Source organism: Burkholderia sp. LAS2 (assembly GCF_018417615.1).
Lineage (GTDB): Bacteria > Pseudomonadota > Gammaproteobacteria > Burkholderiales > Burkholderiaceae > Burkholderia > Burkholderia sola.
Window position 1 is genome coordinate 4,234,492 of the sequence record NZ_CP071052.1, and the last position, 17,097, is coordinate 4,251,588.

A 17,097-nucleotide genomic window follows, 5' to 3' on the forward strand; every position below is an offset into this window, starting at 1 on the left:
GGCCGCGCCGCGACATCATCGCTCCGCTTGCGCCGGCAGCCGAAGCGCGACCATGAAGCCGCGCGCCGTATTGCGCATCAGGATCTGGCCACGATGCCGCGCCGCCGTCGCGCGGACGAATGCGAGACCGAGGCCGAAACCGCTGCGCGCCGCGCCGTGCGCGGATTCGAGCTGCACGAACGACTCGGTCGCGGCCGTGCGCTGCTCCGGCGCGATGCCGGCGCCGGCATCCTCGACGCCGATCAGCCAGACGCCGTCCTCGCCGCTCAGCGTGCAATGTACGTCCATCCCGGCCGGCCCATACTTCAGCCCGTTGTCGATCAGGTTCGCGACCGCGCGCGTCAGCATCATGCGGTCGCCCATCGTCACGCATTCGGTATCGGGCACGCACGCGCTCACCCGGCAGCCGAGCCCGGCCGCCTTCTCCCACAGCTGGTCGACGGCGTCGAGCACGATCTCGTTGAGACTCACGACCTCGTGCGCGCGGCGCTCGGACTGCGCGCGGGTCAGGTGGATGAAGCCGTCGGCGAGCGCGAGCGCGCGCCGTGCATGGCCGGCGATGCGCTCCATGATCGCCGGCATGTCGCCGTGCTCGGCCCGGTAGACGTCGAGCAGCGCAAGGATCGACGTCTGCGGCGAACGCATGTCGTGCGACAGGAAATCGAGCGCCTCGTCGCGCTGCCGCGACATCAGGTACGAATTCGAGTGATAGCGGATGCGCGCGGTCAGCTCCATCGCGTCGGGGAGCTTCACCAGATAGTCGTTCGCGCCGGCGATGAACGCCTCGCGCTTGACGATCGGCTCCTCCTTCGCGGACAGCACGATGATCGGCACGCGCGCGGTGCGGGGGTCCGCGCGCCACGCGCGCACGAGATCGAGGCCGTCGATCTCCGGCATCACGAGATCCTGCAGGATGACCGTCGGCTTCACGTCGCGCGCGACCGCCATCGCCCGGTGCGCGTCGGTGCACACGTGCAGGTCGATGTCGTGCTCGCTGCGCAGCGCGCGGCGGATCACCTCGCCGACGAACGGCTGGTCGTCGACCAGGAGGACCGATAAGCCCGATTCGAGGCAATCCGAGGCATTATCACTGCTCGATTCTTTCATAAATACAGTTTCAAACGCCGAATCTCCAATCGATTCTTTCATAGGAGTTGTTTATCCGACTTGGACGCTATCTTATATTGGCAGTTGGAAAAACCCGCCTGATTCCGCCGATTTGGCCTGTCGGCACTTCCTTGCGGGGCTTTGGACGCCGCCTGTTTCCCCGTCGACGGCCCGCATTACCTCCGCATTCTTTCTCTCAATAAACATAACCGGCTGATTCTAAATGAAATTAGAACACAGCATCTATCTCCTTCCGGTTTAGTTTTGCCAAATATGCAGAAAGAGACGGAATCAGATAAATCAGATCATTTCCGGATTCGAAAGACGATAACGTTTGCGAGACCGGCGCCATGAGGTTTGCATGCGCTGCAAGGCTGGTGGCGGGCCGTATCAGGGTGTGTATTGGGGCCGGATTAAAAGAGTCGCAAACGGCAGGCGGAAGAAGAAAAAATCGCGCGACGAGCGCGCTCGACCCCGCCGTTTGAGGGCCGACAGGACGCCGGCCCGTGCGCCCGCCTACCCGCGCGCGTGCTGCGCGGACACTTCCTGCAGGTCGAGGTCGCGTTCGAGCGTGTGCAGCATCTCGTCGTGGATGCGCCCCGACCGATGCAGGCGCAACAGTTCGGCGCGCCCGGCCCGGATCGCGGCCAGCACCACGTCGTAGTGCGCGGTGCGCACTTCCGCCGGATACGCGGGCTCGTTCTTCGACCGTTCGGTCAGCTCGGCGCGATACGTGTACTGCTCGAGCAGACGCGGATGGATCACGACGCCGTGCGCGTCGCGCACGAGCGGCTGGATCGCCGCGAGCTGCGCGGCCTCGACGTACGCCCACGTCTGCGGCTCGGTCAGGTGGTGCGCGGCGCGCTCGTCGCGCTGCGGCAGGCGCAGCAGCCGGATCAGCGGCCCGATCGTCGTGCCCTGCAGCAGCACGGTCACGAGGATCACCGCGAACGACGCAACCAGGATCACGTCGCGGCCGGGTAGCGCCTCGGGCAGCGACAGCGCGATCGCCAGCGTCACCACGCCGCGCATCCCGGCCCAGCTCATGATCGTCGCGGCCTTCCAGTCGGGCGCGTCGCCGCGCCGCACGAGGCCACGCACCGGCCACTTCAGCGCCTCGACCGCGTAGATCCACACGAAGCGCGACAGGATCACCGCCGCCAGCACCGCGAGCACGGGCGGCACCATCGTCGCGAGCACCTGCTCGAAGCCGCCGAGCCGGTGGATCGCGCCGCGCAGCGACAGCCCGATCAGCACGAACACCATCGCCTCGAGCAGGAACACGATGACCTGCCAGAACGCGGTGCCGCGCGTGCGCACGGCCGCCGAGAACACCTCGTGCTGATGCCAGCCGACGATCATGCCGGCCGTGACGGTCGCGATCACGCCCGACACCTCGACCATTTCGCCCGCGATGTACGCGATCCAGCCGGCGATCACCGCGACAGTGATCACGAGATAGTCGTCGTCGAGCAGCTTCAGGAACCAAACCACAAGCTTGCCGACCACGAAGCCGACCACCACGCCGCCGAGCCCGAGTTCCGCGAAACGCACGACCGCATGCTCGAGGCTGAACGCGCCGGTGAGCGCGGCCGCGACCGCGAAGCGGAACAGCACGAGGCCGGCCGCGTCGTTCAGCAGGCTCTCGCCTTCGAGCAGGACCATCAGCCGGCGCGGCAGCGCGACCCGTTCGAGCACGGCCTTCGCGGCGACCGCATCGGGCGGCGACACGATCGCGCCGAGCGCGAAGCACGCGGCCCACGGCAGCGCCGGCACCACCCAGTGCACGGCGAAGCCGACCGCGAACGTCGTGAACACGACCGCGCCGATCGCCAGCATCAGGATGCCGCCGACGTTGCGCTTGAACTCTTCCCACACGGAGAAGTACGCGCCGTCCATCAGCAGCGGCGGCAGGAACACCAGCAACACCAGCTCGGGATCGAGGTTGATCGGCGGCAGGCCGGGGATGAACGCGATGCCGATGCCGCCGATCAGCAGCGCGGCGGCGGGCGGCAGCCTCAACCGCTTGGCGATGCATTCGAGCGCGACGATCGCGAGGAATGACAATAGAACCAGCTTGAATGCCGAGACGGGGGACATGAATCGACCTCGTGAAGAATGAATTTGCGCGTTCCGGCGTCGTACCCCGGTCGGCAGTTTCGCGCGATTACATCACGAGGGAAGGCCCGTAGTCGAGCCTGTTGCGAGCGGCCGCCGCGCGGGACACGCGCGGCGCCGTGCCGCTGCGCGCGCCGCCATGAAAAACGGCACGCGGGCGGCCCGATCGCCCGCCCGCGTGCCGCCGCGGCGCCGCGCTGCCTGCCGCGCGTTACCGGCGCCGCACGACCATCAGCCGCGGCTCGGTCATGTCCTCGATCGCATAGCGAATGCCTTCGCGGCCGAGACCGGAATCCTTCACGCCGCCGTACGGCATGTTGTCGACGCGGAACGACGGCACGTCGTTGATCACGACGCCGCCGACCTCCAGCTCGTCCCATGCACGGTGCGCATGCGTGAGCGAATCGGTGAACACGCCGGCCTGCAGCCCGAAGTCGCTGTCGTTCACGCGCGCGAGCGCGTCGTCGAAGCGGTCGAACTTTTCGAGGATCGCGACCGGGCCGAACGCCTCCTTCCGGTACAGGTCCTGCTCGCGCCCAACGTTTTCCAGCAGCGTCGCCTCGAACATCGCGCCGTCGACCTTGCCGCCCGCGACGATCTTCGCGCCCGCCGCGACGGCCGCGTCCATCCAGCCCGACAGCCGGTGCGATTCGGATTCGGAGATCATCGGGCCGACGAACGTCGACGGATCCTTCGGATCGCCCATCTTCAGCGAACGCGTCTTCGCGATCAGCTTCTCGCGCAGCGCGTCGTACAGGTCGGCATGCACGAGAATCCGCTGCACGCCGATGCAGCTCTGGCCCGACTGGTAGTACGCGCCGAACGCGAGCCGCTCGACCACGTAGTCGAGCCGGTCGCGCTGGTCCGCATCGACGATCGCCGCCGCGTTGCCGCCCAGTTCCAGCACGACTTTCTTCTTGCCGGCCTTCTCCTTCAGCGCCCAGCCGACGGCCGGCGAACCGGTGAACGACAGCAGCTTGAAGCGCTCGTCGGTCGTAAACAGGTCGGCGCCGTCGCGATGCGCGGGCAGCACCGAGAACGCGCCCTTCGGCAGGTCGGTTTCCGCGAGCACCTCGCCGATGATCAGCGCGCCGATCGGCGTGCGGCTCGCGGGCTTCAGCACGAACGGGCAGCCGGCCGCGAGCGCGGGCGCGACCTTGTGCGCGGCGAGGTTCAGCGGGAAGTTGAACGGCGAGATGAACGAGCACGGGCCGACCGGCACGCGCTTCGTGTAGCCCGTATAGCCCTGCGCACGCGCGGAGATCTCGAGGTTGACGATCTCGCCGTCGATGCGCACCGATTCCTCGGACGCGACGCGAAACGTATCGATCAGCCGCGTGACTTCGCCCTTCGAATCGTTGATCGGCTTGCCGGCCTCGATGCACAGCGCCTCGGCCAGCTCGTCGAAACGTTCGCGAAAGCGCGCGACGCAATGATCGAGCACGGCCTGCCGCTTGTAGGCCGGCATCTCGCGCATCGGCTTCGTCGCGTCGACGGCCGCGGCGATCGCAGCATCGATCGCCTTCGCGTCGGCCAGCGCGACGCGCGTGGCGACCTTGCCGCTGAACTTGTCGGTCACCTCCAGATCGGTGTTCGCGTAGACGGCTTCGTTGGCGAGGTAGTACGGATAGGTTTCCTTCAACATGGAACGACTCCTTCCTGTGAACGGGAATTCAAAGTTGCGCCGACAGGCGCTTGATCTCGCGGTTCAACACGCGCTCGTTGTCCGAATAGTCGATCGGCACGTCGATCACGTGCACGCCCGGCGACGAGAAGCACTCGCGCAGCAGCGGCTCGAGATCGTCGGCCGACTCGACGCGGTGCCCGTGCGCGCCGTAGCTTTGCGCGTACGACACGAAATCGGGGTTTTGCAGCGTCATCGCGAAATCGGGGAAATTCATGTTCTCCTGCTTCCAGCGGATCATCCCGAACGCGTCGTCGCGCAGGATCATCACGACGATGTCGAGCTTCAGCCGCACGGCCGTTTCGAGCTCCTGCGAATTCATCATGAAGCCGCCGTCGCCGCACACGGCGATCACCTTGCGCTGCGGATGCACGATCTTCGTCGCGATCGCCGACGGCAGGCCGGCGCCCATCGACGCGAGCGCGTTGTCGAGCAGCAGCGAGTTAGGCTCGTGCGCACGCCAGTAGCGCGCGAACCAGATCTTGTACATCCCGTTGTCGAGGCAGACGATGCCGTCCACCGGCAACGCGTTGTACAGGTCGTTGACGATCCGCACCGGATACATCGGAAAGCGCGGGTCGTGCTGCCCTTTCTGCAGATGCGCGTCGAAATGCGCCTTGATCATCCTGAAGCGCTCGAAATCCCAGTGCGATTGCGGCGTCACCGCTTCCTTCATCTGCCACACCGCGTTCGCGATGTCGCCGACCACCTCGATCTGCGGAAAATAGACAGGATCGACCTGCGCGCCGAGGAAGTTCACGTGGATCACGGTCTTGTCGTCGGTGCGCATGAAGAACGGCGGCTTCTCGATCACGTCGTGGCCGACGTTGATGATGCAATCCGCGTGCTCGATCGCGCGGTGCACGAAGTCGCCGTCGGACAGCGTCGCGTTGCCGAGCCACAGCGGGTGCGTCTCGTCGATCACGCCCTTGCCCATCTGCGTCGTGAAGAACGGGATGCCCGTCCTGTCGACGAATTCGAGCAGCATCTTGCAGGTGGTCTTGCGGTTGCCGCCCGCGCCGATCATCAACAGCGGATGACGCGCGGCCTGGATCGCGTCGACCGCATGCGCGACCGCCTTCTCCTCAGCCACCGGCCGCCGGCTGTAGCTGCGCGGGATCGGCTTGCCGTCGCCCTCCTCGTGCGCGATGTCTTCCGGCAGTTCGAGGTGCGCGGCGCCCGGGCGCTCTTCCTCTGCGCGGCGGAACGCCTCGCGCACGGCCGACGGGATGTTGCCGATCGACACGATCTGCCGCGTGAACTTCGTGAGCGGCTGCATCATGTCGACCACGTCGACGATCTGGAAGTGGCCCTGCTTGCTGGACTTGATCGGCTTCTGCCCGGTGATCATCAGCATCGGCATCCCGCCGAGCTGCGCATACGCGGCGGCCGTCACGAAGTTCGTCGCGCCCGGGCCGAGTGTGGCAAGACACACGCCGGTGCGGCCCGTGAGGCGGCCGTAGGTGGCGGCCATGAACCCGGCCGCCTGCTCGTGCCGGGTCAGCACGAGCTTGATCTTCGATCGCCGCAGCGATTCGAGCAGATCGAGGTTTTCCTCGCCGGGAATGCCGAACACGTACTCGACGCCTTCGGCTTCCAGCGCCTTCACGAACAGATCCGATGCTTTCATGGGACTCTCGGTTATGCCGCCTGCCCGGCCTACGGACACGCGGCGTTCAGGACGCGCGCCGGCCTACGGCACGCGGACGCCTTACCTACTGGACACAGACCACGGCACTGCTCGCCGCGCAACACGCCATGCTCGATGCGTGATGCGCGGCGGCGCGTCCGGATGCCGGAGGACGAACGGACTCGCCCGCACGCGGCGGGCGCGCACGGGCGGCAAAGACGCTTTTGATTGTAGACGGATTCGCGGAATTCCGGCTTCGGCCGGATGGCCGGCTGCGGCCTCGCGACGGGATCGGCCTGACGGCCAATTCGACCTCAAACGACGCGCGCGGCGCTACGGTAGGCGCAACCGATTCCATTCATCGAACATGTGAACCATGGTTGACATCCTACAATCCGTGCCCTACAGTGCGCCTACGTACAGCATCCGGACCACCGACGTCTTCGACGCCTGGTTTGCCGGCCTGCCCGATCGCCTTGCCCGGCGCCGCATCCAGGCGCGCATCGACCGCCTGTCGATGGGCAATCCGGGCGACTGGAAATCCGCGGGCTCCCCCGTCGTCGAAATGCGTATCGACCACGGCCCCGGCTATCGCATCTATTACGCGAGGCGCGGAACGATATGGGTGATCCTGCTCTGCGGCGGCGATAAATCGACGCAACGGGCCGACATACGCGCCGCGCACGCAATGCTCGCGCACCTCGACATGGAGTGAACGATGGACAAGATCAACACGCGGCCGTGGGATTCGGCCGAACACCTGAAAACCGAAGACGACATGGCCGAGTACTTCGACGCGTGCCTGCAGGAGGGCGGCGACGATCCGGCCTTCATCGCGCATGCGCTCGGCGTGATCGCCCGCGCACGCGGCATGTCGCAAGTCGCGCGCGATGCGGGCCTGTCGCGCGAAGGGCTGTACAAGGCGCTGTCGCACGACGGCAATCCGAGCTTCGGCACGATCCTGAAAGTCATCAAGGCGCTCGGCCTGCAATTGCACGGCGCGAAGGCGGCCGCGTAACCCGGCGACGCACCGCAGCGCATCGCGGCGCGGGCGCAACGCGCGTGCCCGCGTCAGTGCAGCCACCCGGCCGCCCAGCGCGGCGCGAGCGACACCAGATACAACCCGAGCCCGATCAGCCCGCCGACCAGCGTGCCGTTGATGCGGATGTATTGCAGATCCTTGCCGATGTTCAGCTCGATCTGTCGCGACATCTCGCGCGCATCCCAGTTGCGCACCGTGTCGCGAATGTGACGCATCAGGAAATCGGCGAAATCGGGCGCCATCTCGTGCACGGCCTTCTCGACGTGCTCGTTCAGCGACGCGCGCAGCGCCGGGCTCTCGGCGAGCCGTGCGCCGAGCCAGCCGCCGAGCGTCGCGGCCTGCCGGTGCAGCGCCGAATCGGGGCGCGCGAGATCGGCCTTCAGCCACGCGCGCAACTGGTCCCACAAATCGCGCACGTAGTCGTTGAACGCATCGCCGTCGCGAATATAGCGCTTGATCTCCTCGCCCTTCTCGATGAACGCGGGGTCGTGCTTCAGCCGCTCGGTCAGCCGCGCGACCGTCCGGTCGAAGCGTTGCCGCAGCTCATGCTCGGGGTCGGCCGCGACGCCCTCGAGCACGCGGCTCACCGCGCTCGCGAGCATCCGCGCGCCGTTTTCGCCGAACCACTGCGTCGGCATGATCTTCTCGACCTTCGGATATTGCGTCTTCAGCCATTCGACGATGAAACCCGCGATCACCTCGCGGTTTTCTTCCTTGTCGAGCACGTCGACCACCTGTTCGATCGCGTCGTCGAGCAGCGCCTGGTGGCGGCCGTCCTTCGTCAGCGTGTCGAGGATCGCGCCGGCCGATTGCGACAGGTCGACCCGGTCGATCACCGCGCGGAACGCATCGTGGACGAACGACTGGATCCGCGCGTCGTCGGTCATGTCGAGCGCGAAGCTCATCAGCTTCGTCACGTAGCCGCCGAGCGCGTCGGTGTTCGCCGGCTCGCCGAGCCATGCACCGAGCTTCTGCGCGGGATCGTGCTGGCGGATCTGCGCGGCGAGTGCGTCGGGGCCGAGGAATTTCTCGCGCACGAACACCGCGAGGTTGTCGGCGATCTTGTCCTTGTTCTTCGGGATGATCTCGGTATGGCGCGACACGAACGGGATCGGCACGCGGCGGAACAGCGCGACGACCGCGAACCAGTCGGCGAGCGCGCCGACCATCGCGGCTTCGGCGACCGCCTTGAAGCCGTCGACCCACGGGCCGCGCGGCAGCAGGATGGTCGTGACGAACACCGCGACGGCGGCCAGCAGCAGCCATAGCGCGCGGCGCTTGCTGCGTTTCAGTTCGAGGGCTTTGTCTGGCGTCATGGAGGACGGGCGGATCGGCGATGCCGTTAATATCCCCGATTTCGACGCCACCGACAAACCCGTAGCCGGCGCGGGCGTGCACGATGCATGCGTGCCGCCCGCGTCGCGCGGCTACATGAACGTCTTCAGATTGACCGCCGGGTCGGCCAGCTTCACCGGATCGGGCACCGCGCCTGCGGCGATCAGCCGCCGCGACGCGCCGATGTCGCGCCCGAGGTTCGCCGCGGCCACCGCGACGATCTTCCCGTCGTCGCCGAGCCCGAACACCGTGAACGGCCCGCTCGCCGGATCGCCGCGCACGACGATCGTGCGTTCGCTGCCGAACAGCCCGAGCATCTGCAGGTTGCAGTCATACTGATCGGACCACAGCCACGGCAGCTCGGCATAGCGCTCGTCGGCGCCAAGCAGGTTCGCGGCCGCGACGGCCGGCTGGTTTTCGGCCACCTGCCACGATTCGATCCGCACATGCCGCCCGAGCAGCGGATTGAAGTGCATCGTCACCTCGCCCGCCGCGAAGATCGCGGGATCGGCCGTGCGGCAGCCCGCGTCGACGCGAATCCCGTTATCGACGTCGAGCCCGGCCGCCTGCGCGAGCTCGACGTTGGGCACCACGCCGATGCCGACCACGACGATGTCGGCCGGCACGTCGCCGCGATCGGTCTCGACGATCGCGCCACCGCCCGGCGCGCGACGAATTGCACGCGGCAGCGTCGCCATCTGAAAGTTCACGCCACGCGCGTCATGCAACCGACGCGCATAAGCACCGACCACTTCCGGCAACGCGCGCTGCAGCAAGCGCGCGGCCGGGTCGATCACCGTCACGTCGCAGCCGAGCTGACGCGCCGCCGCCGCGACTTCGAGGCCGATGAAGCCGCCGCCGAGCACCGCCATGCGACGCCCGGGCGCCAGTTGCGCACGCAACGCACGCGCATCGTCGACCGTGCGGACGTAGTGCACGGCGACACCTTCGTCGATCGCCCCGCCGAACGTGCGCACGCGCGAACCCGTCGCGAGCACGAGCTTGCCGTACGGTAACGACGCACCGTCGTCGAGCCGCACGCGCCGTGCATCGCGCTCGATCGCATCGACGCGCGTGCCGAGCCGCAACTCGATGCGCTGCGCGTCGTACCACGCGGCATCGCGGATGAACGCGCGCTGTTCGCCGCCGTCCGTCAGCAGCGCATCCTTCGACAACGCCGGCCGGTCGTACGGCAGCTCGCGCTCCGCGCCGATCATCACGATACGCGCCGCCGCATCGCGTTCGCGCAGCGCTTCGGCCGTACGCCGCGCCGCGTGGCCGGCGCCGACGATCACGAACGGGTCAGCCGACATTGACTTCCACCTGCCCGTCGACGATCCGGATCGGATAGGTCCGCACCGGTTCGGTGATCGGCGCGCATTTCGGCGCGCCCGTGCGAATGTCGATGAGCCCCTGGTGCAGCGGGCATTCGACGCAGCCGTCCTCCACGTAGCCCTCGGACAAGCGCGCGTGACCGTGCGAACACAGGTCGTGCATCGCGAACAGTTCGTCGCCGATCCGGAACACGGCGATCGGCTTCTGGCCGGCGACGCGCGCCGCCGGTTCGTCTTCGGAGAATTCGTCGAAAGCGCCGAGCAGATGCCACTCGGCCAGCGTTGCTTCAATCATGTCGATTCCTTGCTTCGTCAGATCGGCGTCGCGAGCAGCGTCTGCACGCGCGACGTGTCGTAGATCACGCGCTTGGTCTTGTAGCGCAGCCCGTCCGGCGTACGCACGACCGTGTCGTAGTACTTGCCGGCCTGGTACACGTTCGATTCGCCGTTGCTGCGCGTCTGCACGACCACGTAGTTGCTCTCGGTATCGAACTCGCCGTCGCGTTCGGCGACGATCGTCAGGCCCGACGTCATGTGCCGGTACGTGTGCTCTTCATAGATGTTCGCGTGCCGCAGCGACACCACGCGGTCGCGCAGCATCCGCTGGTTCGTGCAATGGACGATCCCGACCGGCAGCCCGAGATCGGCGTTCTCCTTCGGCACGATTTCGTACGTACAGTCCTCGGTGAACATCTCCGGCCAGTGTTCGAGCCGATCGTTGTCGAGGTGCCCGATATAGCGGTTCTGGAGCATGTAAATCTCGAACCACGTCTTCATGTCTTCCGTCATTTTTTGCTCCCGCGTCAATAGCCCATCAGCTTCTGGTAGCCGACCCAGAACTTGCGGATCAGGCTCTCGGTGATCACCGTGTCCTGCTGGTCCGGATTGCCGCGCGACATCTCGATCACCGACGTCGCATCGGCGTCGCGCACCGTGCCGCGCTGCACGAGCTCGGTCGCTTCGGTGTCCTCCATCGAGATGTAGCCGGCCGGCCCGACGAGATTCGCCTGCTTGATGCGCAGCGCGCGCAGCTCGGGCGTGTCGTCCGCGTAGCCGAAGAAGTGGAAGATCAGCTCGAAGTTGTCGGGGCCCTTCGGCAAAATCTGCCGCGCGACCAGCGTGTTGTGGATCTGCTGGATCACGAGCTGCGGGAAGATCGGCTGGATATGGTTCGTGCAGTCCTCGTCGTATTCCGACACGAGATCGAGGATCGATTCGTCCTCCAGATGGAAGCCCTCGTCGAACGACCGAATGTTCTGCTGCTTGTACGCGGCCGACGTATCGTCGCCCGTCTTCGTCACCGTGATGATGCTGTGCAGCCCGTGATTCGCATCCGGAATCGAGCGCGCCTTCATCCCGACGCGGAAGATGTTGAAGGTCGTATGGAACAGATGCAGCATGCTCGCGTGATACGGGTCCTTCACGTTCTCCATGTACAGCTTCCAGTTCGACTTCGAATACTGGCGCGTGCAGCCGAGATACTCGATCGGCTTGTGGAAGATCCGGTCGATCCACGGGCGCATCTGCTCGCCGAGATACTCGGGCAGCGGCGCGACTTCATCGCTGAAAGTCGCGAACACGAGCCCGCGATAGCTGTCGACGCGCAGCTTGCGCAGCCCGTGCTGCTTCGGATCGAAATCGGCCGGCATCCCGGTCATTCCCTTCTGGCCGCGCCGGAACGGCACGCCGAGCAGGTTGCCCTGGTTGTCGAAGCTCCACTGGTGATACACGCACGTGTGCGAGCTCGCGTTGCCGCGCGACTTGCGGCACACCTGCGCGCCGCGGTGCGCGCAGCGGTTCACCCACGCGGACAGCGCGCCGTCCTCGGTGCGCGTGACGACCACCGGCGTGTCGCCGACGAACGTGCTCTTGAAGTCGCCGGCGTTCGGGATTTCGGCTTCGAGCGCGACGAAATTCCACGTCGGCCCGCGGAAGATGCGTTCCTGCTCGCGATCGTAGACGGCCCGCGAGCTGAACACCTTGTACGGCACGCGCGAGCCGTCGTCGTGCGGGAAGCTCACGTCGGATGCGTCGCCGCGTGAGGCGAAAACGACGGGCGATTCTGTCTGCTCCATGTCGGACTCCTTGTCGATCCGTTGCGTTGAATGCATGGAGCCGATTTTTGAAAAGCTAATATTCGGCGTCTATCCGGAAAGTGCGATTGCGGCGGCGCAATATCCACTTTCGGCGGATTTCTGCGCTAGCATGACGGCACACGCGACCCGGCGCACGATCGCGACCCATTCGTCGGATCGAAGCGCGCGTCGTCCATACCAAGGCTGAGGCCCATGTCCCCAACGTCGTTCGAGCCGCTCGCGCTGCGCGCGCACCGGCTGTTCGAATCCCGCGATCTCGACGAGACGCGCGAGCGGATCTCGCGCGTGATGCAGCCGCACGCGCTGCTGCCGAGCGGCCGCGTACGGGGCGCGTCGCACATGGATTTCGTCCGGCTGGGCGGGCTCGGGATCGGCACGATCGCGTTCGGCGACGCGATGCGCGTGCAGGTCGACGCCGTCGACGGCTATTACCTGCTGATGTTCTGCCTGTCCGGCCAGGCCGAAGTGCGCGCGATGGGGCGGCAGCTCGGCGTCGACGGGCAGACCGGCGTGCTGTGCGCGCCCGGCGAACGCTTCGACGCGGTGCTGTCGGCCGATTGCGAGCAGTTCGTGCTGCGCATCGACGCGGCGACCGTCGGCGCGCTGACCGGCGACCCGCGCACGACGCTCGACCCGGTGCTGCACGTCAGCGACGCCGCGCTCGCCGCGTGGCGCCAGCAGCTGATGCTCGTCGCGCGGTCGCCCGAGCTGCTCGAACGCGCGAACGCGAACCCGCGTGTCGCGTCGCAGCTCGAGCATCTGCTGATCGACCTGCTGATCGAAGGCCATCCGCCGTCCGTGCTGCAGGCGTCGCACCGCGACCCGGCGCCGGGCTTCGTGCGGCGCGCGCAGGAATTCGTCGATGCGCACTATGCGCAGCCGCTGCAGCTTGCCGATATCGTCCAGGCCGCCAACGTGCCCGAACGGACGCTGCGCGACGCGTTCCTGCAATTCCGCGGGATGAGCCCGATGCAATACCTGCGTGCGACGCGGCTCGCGCACGCGCGCGAACTGCTGCGCGGCGCGGCAGCCGACCGGCGGATCGCCGATATCGCGCTCGATTGCGGGTTTACCCATCTCGGGCGGTTCGCGATCGCATATCGGGAAAGGTTCGGCGAATCGCCGTCGGAGACGCTCGACGCGCAGCGTCAGGCGTGACGGTCGTCCCGCTGCGCTTGCGCACCACCCTCACCACGCGGCGGCTTACTCGCCGGCTTTGACCGTGCCGGAACGGCTCTCGTCGCACCGCCCTGTCGGAATTCGGCTGCGCGTCCGGGATCGACCGTTAGTTGCAGTTCATGACGTCACGCCGCCGGCACGATCATCTCCCGCGCGATCGCACAGAACGCGGCCGTCGCCGCGCTTTCGCCATGCAGCCGGCGGCTCATGATGATCGGCGACGTCGCGCCCGGCTCCGGCAAGCGCCGATAGACGACGCCCTTCACGCGCACGCCCTCCACGCTCTCCGGTACCAACGACACGCCCACCTGCGCGGCGACGAGCCCGAGCGCCGTCTGCAGCTCGCGCACCTCGTGCACGGCCGCCGGCACGACCGCGCCGTCGCGCAACGCCGACAACTGCTGATCGGCGAAGCTCGGCCGCGGCGTGCTCGGGTAGACGATCATCGTCTCGTTCGCGAGATCCGCGAGCGTCAGCGGCCGGGCCGGATCGGCGAGCCGATGCCCGACCGGCAGCGCCGCGATCAGCTTTTCCTCGATCAGCGCCTCGCGCACCAGTTGGTCGTCGTCGAAGCGCAGGCGGCCGAACCCCACGTCGATCCGCCCGCCCTTCAGCGCGCCGAGCTGTTCGAGCGTGAACATCTCGATCAGCGACAGCTCGACGTCCGGCTGCGCCTCGCGAAACGCGCGGATCACGTCCGGCAGCGCGCCGTACAGCGCCGACGGCACGAAGCCGATCACGATCCGCTCCGACGACTGCGCGAGCCGCCGCGTCAGCGGCCCCAGTTCGTCGGCCTGGTCGACCAGACGTTTCGCCTGCGCATAGAACACGCGCCCGGCATCGGTCAGTTTCAGCGGCCGCGCGCCGCGCTCGAACAGCGGCAATCCGATCTCTTCCTCGATCGCCTGGAGCTGGCGGCTCAGCGGCGGCTGCGTCATGTGCAGGCGCTCCGCGGCCCGCGTGATGTTCATTTCCTCGGCGACGGCGATGAAGTAACGGAGCTGGCGCAATTCCATTTCATGCCTCGAAGGTATGGAAGTAGTCGGAAAGAGTGTTGGACGACGCGGGGCGGGAATTCCTACCATGTGCACCAACAGGAGGAATCGCATGATAGCAACTGCCGCCACCATCGAACGCATCGAGACGTTGCTCGTCGACGTGCCGACGATCCGGCCCCACAAATTGTCGGTCGCGACGATGAATTGCCAGACGCTCGTACTGATCCGAATTCGATGCACGGACGGTATCGAAGGCGTCGGCGAGGCGACGACCATCGGCGGCCTCGCGTACGGCGAGGAGAGCCCCGAAAGCATCAAGGTCAATATCGATACCTACTTCGCGCCGCTGCTGCAAGGCATGGACGCGACGCGTCCGGGCGCCGCGATGGCGCGGGCACGCAAGCTGTTCCAGGGCAACCGCTTCGCGAAGTGCGCGATCGAGACCGCGCTGTTCGACGCGCAGGCGCAGCGTCTCGGCGTGCCGCTGTCCGAACTGTTCGGCGGACGCCGGACCGACGCGGTCGATGTCGCATGGACGCTTGCGAGCGGCGACACGCAGCGCGACATCGCGGAAGCCGAAGCGATGCTCGATGCCCGCCGCCATCGCGCGTTCAAGCTGAAGATCGGCTCGAACGCCGTCGCCGACGACGTGGCGCACGTGGTCGCGATCAAGCGCGCGCTCGGCGAACGCGGCGACGTGCGCGTCGACGTGAACCAGGCCTGGAGCGAGACCGATGCGATCTGGGCCTGCGCGCGGTTGGCGGAAGCCGGCGTGAGCCTGGTCGAGCAGCCGATCGCCGCGACCAACCGCGCGGGGCTCAAACGCCTCACGCGACTCGCACAGGTGCCGATCATGGCCGACGAGGCGCTGCACGGCCCCGTCGATGCATTCGCGCTCGCGCAGGATCGCGCGGCCGACGTGTTCGCGGTGAAGATCGCGCAATCGGGCGGCCTGCAGGGCGCGGCGAGCGTCGCGTCGATCGCGGCGGCGGCCGGCATCGACCTGTACGGCGGCACGATGCTCGAAGGCGCGGCCGGCACGATGGCGTCCGCGCAACTGTTCAGCACGTTCGACTCGCTGAAATGGGGCACCGAACTGTTCGGCCCGCTGCTGCTCACCGAGGAGATCCTCGTCGAGCCGCTGCGCTACCAGGATTTCAAGCTGCATCTGCCGGCGACGCCCGGCCTCGGCATCACCTTCGACTGGGCCCGCATCGAACGGATGCGACGCGACGCCCGCTGATCCCCACACGACAACCGAAACCGGAGACACAGATGAACAAGCAAGCCATCGACGCCCTGCTGAAGACCTTCGACGACGCCGCCGAGAAGCCCGGCAACCCGCGCGTGCGCGCGATCGTCAACCGGATCGTGAAGGACATCTGCTACACGATCGAGGATTTCGACGTGCAGCCGAGCGAGTTCTGGACCGCGCTCAACTTCCTGAACGAAGCCGGCCGCGAATTCGGGCTGATCGCCGCGGGCCTCGGCCTCGAGCGCTTCCTCGACGTGCGGATGGACGAAGCCGAGGCGAAGGCCGGCATCCAGGGCGGCACGCCGCGTACGATCGAAGGGCCGCTGTATGTCGCCGGTGCGCCGGAATCGGTCGGCCACGCGCGTCTCGACGACGGCACCGATCCGGGCCAGACGCTGATCATGCGCGGCCGGGTGCTCGGCCAGGACGGCGCGCCGCTCGCGAACGCGCTGGTCGAGGTGTGGCACGCAAACCATCTGGGCAATTACTCGTACTTCGACGCGTCGCAGCCCGCGTTCAACCTGCGCCGCTCGATCCGCACCGATGCCGAAGGCCGCTACAGCTTCCGCAGCGTGCTGCCGGTCGGCTACAGCGTGCCGCCGGGCAGCAAGACCGAGCAGCTGCTCGACCAGCTCGGCCGCCACGGCCATCGTCCGGCGCACATCCACTTCTTCGTTTCCGCGGACGGTTATCGTAAGCTGACGACGCAGATCAACATCGATGGCGATCCGCATCTGTGGGACGACTTCGCGTTCGCGACGCGCGACGGGCTGATCCCGCCGGTCAAGCAGGCGGAGGGCGCGGAAGGCAAGCCGTACGGCGTCGACGGGCAGTTCGCGCTGATCGACTTCGACTTCTCGCTGCTCAAGGACAAGCAGGACGTGCCGGGCAGCGAAGTCGAGCGGGCCCGCGCGCAGGCGTGAGCGCCCTTCCCGTTCGACGAATCGACAACGCAAGGAGTGCAGGATGCTGTTTCATGTGGAAATGACCGTTCGCCTGCCGGCGGACATGGATCCGGTCAAGGCGGCCACGCTGAAGGCGGAAGAGAAGGCGATGTGCCAGCGGCTGATGAACGGAGGGACGTGGCGTCATCTGTGGCGAATCGCCGGGCAGTATGCGAACGTCAGCATCTTCGACGTCGAAAGCGTGCAGCAGCTGCATGACGTGCTGAGTCAGCTGCCGCTGTTTCCGTATATGGAGATGGAGGTGCGGGCGCTGTGCCGGCATCCGTCTTCGGTGCGGGAAGACGATCGGTGAGGCCCGTGCGGCCCATGATTGCCGGGAAACCGGCGCATGGGCCGAATTTTGCGTTCAACACA

The 17,097-nt window shown here is 66.9% G+C and carries 16 protein-coding genes; 6 read left to right on the top strand and 10 right to left on the bottom strand.

Annotated features, from left to right (window positions below; translation table 11 throughout):
• Nucleotides 1-15: 15 nt before the first annotated feature.
• From JYG37_RS19440 to JYG37_RS19455, 4 genes are all read right to left on the bottom strand, one after another.
• Entirely contained in the window at nucleotides 16-1,149 is a 1,134-nt protein-coding gene (locus JYG37_RS19440) for a hybrid sensor histidine kinase/response regulator (RefSeq protein WP_089489111.1), read from the bottom strand.
• A 474-nt stretch (nucleotides 1,150-1,623) separates the two neighbouring features.
• Entirely contained in the window at nucleotides 1,624-3,207 is a 1,584-nt protein-coding gene (locus JYG37_RS19445; protein ID WP_050017385.1) for a Na+/H+ antiporter, read from the bottom strand.
• 229 nt (nucleotides 3,208-3,436) lie between these two features.
• Nucleotides 3,437-4,870: an aldehyde dehydrogenase family protein gene (locus tag JYG37_RS19450; RefSeq protein WP_124681325.1), complete on the bottom strand. Its 1,434-nt coding sequence runs from the start codon at nucleotides 4,868-4,870 to the stop codon at nucleotides 3,437-3,439.
• 28 nt (nucleotides 4,871-4,898) lie between these two features.
• Complete coding sequence (locus tag JYG37_RS19455) at nucleotides 4,899-6,539, bottom strand: acetolactate synthase large subunit (protein WP_089489109.1); 1,641 nt, start codon at nucleotides 6,537-6,539, stop codon at nucleotides 4,899-4,901.
• Nucleotides 6,540-6,915: 376 nt separating this feature from the next.
• On the opposite strand from JYG37_RS19455, the gene JYG37_RS19460 reads away from it, so the two are divergent.
• The gene (locus JYG37_RS19460; protein WP_050017388.1) at nucleotides 6,916-7,254 is read left to right on the top strand and encodes a type II toxin-antitoxin system RelE/ParE family toxin; all 339 of its coding nucleotides are present in this window, start codon (nucleotides 6,916-6,918) and stop codon (nucleotides 7,252-7,254) included.
• 3 nt (nucleotides 7,255-7,257) lie between these two features.
• Entirely contained in the window at nucleotides 7,258-7,557 is a 300-nt protein-coding gene (locus JYG37_RS19465; RefSeq protein ID WP_050017389.1) for an addiction module antidote protein, read from the top strand.
• Nucleotides 7,558-7,610: 53 nt separating this feature from the next.
• Here JYG37_RS19465 and JYG37_RS19470 read toward each other — a convergent pair whose 3' ends face one another.
• The 5 genes from JYG37_RS19470 to andAc all read right to left on the bottom strand — a co-directional run bounded on the left by JYG37_RS19470 (nucleotide 7,611) and on the right by andAc (nucleotide 12,325).
• Nucleotides 7,611-8,897, bottom strand: a complete 1,287-nt coding sequence (locus tag JYG37_RS19470; protein WP_213345734.1) for a DUF445 domain-containing protein — start codon at nucleotides 8,895-8,897, stop codon at nucleotides 7,611-7,613.
• Nucleotides 8,898-9,008: 111 nt separating this feature from the next.
• Nucleotides 9,009-10,229: an anthranilate 1,2-dioxygenase system ferredoxin--NAD(+) reductase gene (gene andAa, locus JYG37_RS19475; RefSeq protein WP_124655045.1), complete on the bottom strand. Its 1,221-nt coding sequence runs from the start codon at nucleotides 10,227-10,229 to the stop codon at nucleotides 9,009-9,011.
• On the bottom strand, nucleotides 10,219-10,545 hold the full coding sequence (andAb, locus tag JYG37_RS19480) for an anthranilate 1,2-dioxygenase ferredoxin subunit AndAb (RefSeq protein WP_213345735.1): 327 nt from the start codon (nucleotides 10,543-10,545) through the stop codon (nucleotides 10,219-10,221). Before andAb ends, andAa begins: the two co-directional genes overlap by 11 nt.
• A gap of 17 nt (nucleotides 10,546-10,562) precedes the next feature.
• On the bottom strand, nucleotides 10,563-11,039 hold the full coding sequence (gene andAd / locus JYG37_RS19485; protein WP_006479528.1) for an anthranilate 1,2-dioxygenase small subunit AndAd: 477 nt from the start codon (nucleotides 11,037-11,039) through the stop codon (nucleotides 10,563-10,565).
• Nucleotides 11,040-11,053: 14 nt separating this feature from the next.
• Entirely contained in the window at nucleotides 11,054-12,325 is a 1,272-nt protein-coding gene (gene andAc, locus JYG37_RS19490) for an anthranilate 1,2-dioxygenase large subunit AndAc (protein ID WP_050017393.1), read from the bottom strand.
• A 213-nt stretch (nucleotides 12,326-12,538) separates the two neighbouring features.
• Here andAc and andR point away from each other — a divergent pair, with 213 nt between their 5' ends.
• A complete protein-coding gene (gene andR, locus JYG37_RS19495) occupies nucleotides 12,539-13,504 on the top strand; it encodes an anthranilate 1,2-dioxygenase regulatory protein AndR (protein WP_089489106.1) in 966 nt (321 codons plus the stop codon).
• Between the two features lie 146 nt (nucleotides 13,505-13,650).
• Here andR and JYG37_RS19500 read toward each other — a convergent pair whose 3' ends face one another.
• Nucleotides 13,651-14,541, bottom strand: coding sequence for a LysR family transcriptional regulator (locus tag JYG37_RS19500; protein ID WP_050017395.1), 891 nt, complete (start codon nucleotides 14,539-14,541; stop codon nucleotides 13,651-13,653).
• A gap of 91 nt (nucleotides 14,542-14,632) precedes the next feature.
• Here JYG37_RS19500 and JYG37_RS19505 point away from each other — a divergent pair, with 91 nt between their 5' ends.
• Genes JYG37_RS19505 through catC form a run of 3 tightly spaced genes read left to right on the top strand, consistent with a single transcriptional unit; the run spans nucleotide 14,633 to nucleotide 17,035 of the window.
• The gene (locus JYG37_RS19505) at nucleotides 14,633-15,766 is read left to right on the top strand and encodes a muconate/chloromuconate family cycloisomerase (protein WP_050017396.1); all 1,134 of its coding nucleotides are present in this window, start codon (nucleotides 14,633-14,635) and stop codon (nucleotides 15,764-15,766) included.
• A 32-nt stretch (nucleotides 15,767-15,798) separates the two neighbouring features.
• Nucleotides 15,799-16,701 carry a catechol 1,2-dioxygenase gene (gene catA / locus JYG37_RS19510; RefSeq protein ID WP_050017397.1) on the top strand — a complete coding sequence of 301 codons (903 nt, stop codon included), beginning with the start codon at nucleotides 15,799-15,801 and terminating at the stop codon, nucleotides 16,699-16,701.
• Nucleotides 16,702-16,744: 43 nt separating this feature from the next.
• Entirely contained in the window at nucleotides 16,745-17,035 is a 291-nt protein-coding gene (catC, locus tag JYG37_RS19515; protein WP_213345736.1) for a muconolactone Delta-isomerase, read from the top strand.
• The last annotated feature ends 62 nt before the right edge of the window (nucleotides 17,036-17,097 follow it).

What these genes read in the sequence shown, in the direction of transcription:
- catC (WP_213345736.1), top strand. Translation starts at nt 16,745, where the DNA reads ATGCTGTTTCATGTGGAAATGACCGTTCGCCTGCCGGCGGACATGGAT.
- catA (WP_050017397.1), top strand. Translation starts at nt 15,799, where the DNA reads ATGAACAAGCAAGCCATCGACGCCCTGCTGAAGACCTTCGACGACGCC.
- andAa (WP_124655045.1), bottom strand. Translation starts at nt 10,229, where the DNA reads ATGTCGGCTGACCCGTTCGTGATCGTCGGCGCCGGCCACGCGGCGCGG.
- JYG37_RS19460 (WP_050017388.1), top strand. Translation starts at nt 6,916, where the DNA reads ATGGTTGACATCCTACAATCCGTGCCCTACAGTGCGCCTACGTACAGC.
- andAb (WP_213345735.1), bottom strand. Translation starts at nt 10,545, where the DNA reads ATGATTGAAGCAACGCTGGCCGAGTGGCATCTGCTCGGCGCTTTCGAC.
- JYG37_RS19455 (WP_089489109.1), bottom strand. Translation starts at nt 6,539, where the DNA reads ATGAAAGCATCGGATCTGTTCGTGAAGGCGCTGGAAGCCGAAGGCGTC.
- JYG37_RS19445 (WP_050017385.1), bottom strand. Translation starts at nt 3,207, where the DNA reads ATGTCCCCCGTCTCGGCATTCAAGCTGGTTCTATTGTCATTCCTCGCG.
- JYG37_RS19500 (WP_050017395.1), bottom strand. Translation starts at nt 14,541, where the DNA reads ATGGAATTGCGCCAGCTCCGTTACTTCATCGCCGTCGCCGAGGAAATG.
- JYG37_RS19470 (WP_213345734.1), bottom strand. Translation starts at nt 8,897, where the DNA reads ATGACGCCAGACAAAGCCCTCGAACTGAAACGCAGCAAGCGCCGCGCG.
- andAd (WP_006479528.1), bottom strand. Translation starts at nt 11,039, where the DNA reads ATGACGGAAGACATGAAGACGTGGTTCGAGATTTACATGCTCCAGAAC.
- JYG37_RS19440 (WP_089489111.1), bottom strand. Translation starts at nt 1,149, where the DNA reads ATGAAAGAATCGATTGGAGATTCGGCGTTTGAAACTGTATTTATGAAA.
- JYG37_RS19465 (WP_050017389.1), top strand. Translation starts at nt 7,258, where the DNA reads ATGGACAAGATCAACACGCGGCCGTGGGATTCGGCCGAACACCTGAAA.
- JYG37_RS19450 (WP_124681325.1), bottom strand. Translation starts at nt 4,870, where the DNA reads ATGTTGAAGGAAACCTATCCGTACTACCTCGCCAACGAAGCCGTCTAC.
- JYG37_RS19505 (WP_050017396.1), top strand. Translation starts at nt 14,633, where the DNA reads ATGATAGCAACTGCCGCCACCATCGAACGCATCGAGACGTTGCTCGTC.
- andAc (WP_050017393.1), bottom strand. Translation starts at nt 12,325, where the DNA reads ATGGAGCAGACAGAATCGCCCGTCGTTTTCGCCTCACGCGGCGACGCA.
- andR (WP_089489106.1), top strand. Translation starts at nt 12,539, where the DNA reads ATGTCCCCAACGTCGTTCGAGCCGCTCGCGCTGCGCGCGCACCGGCTG.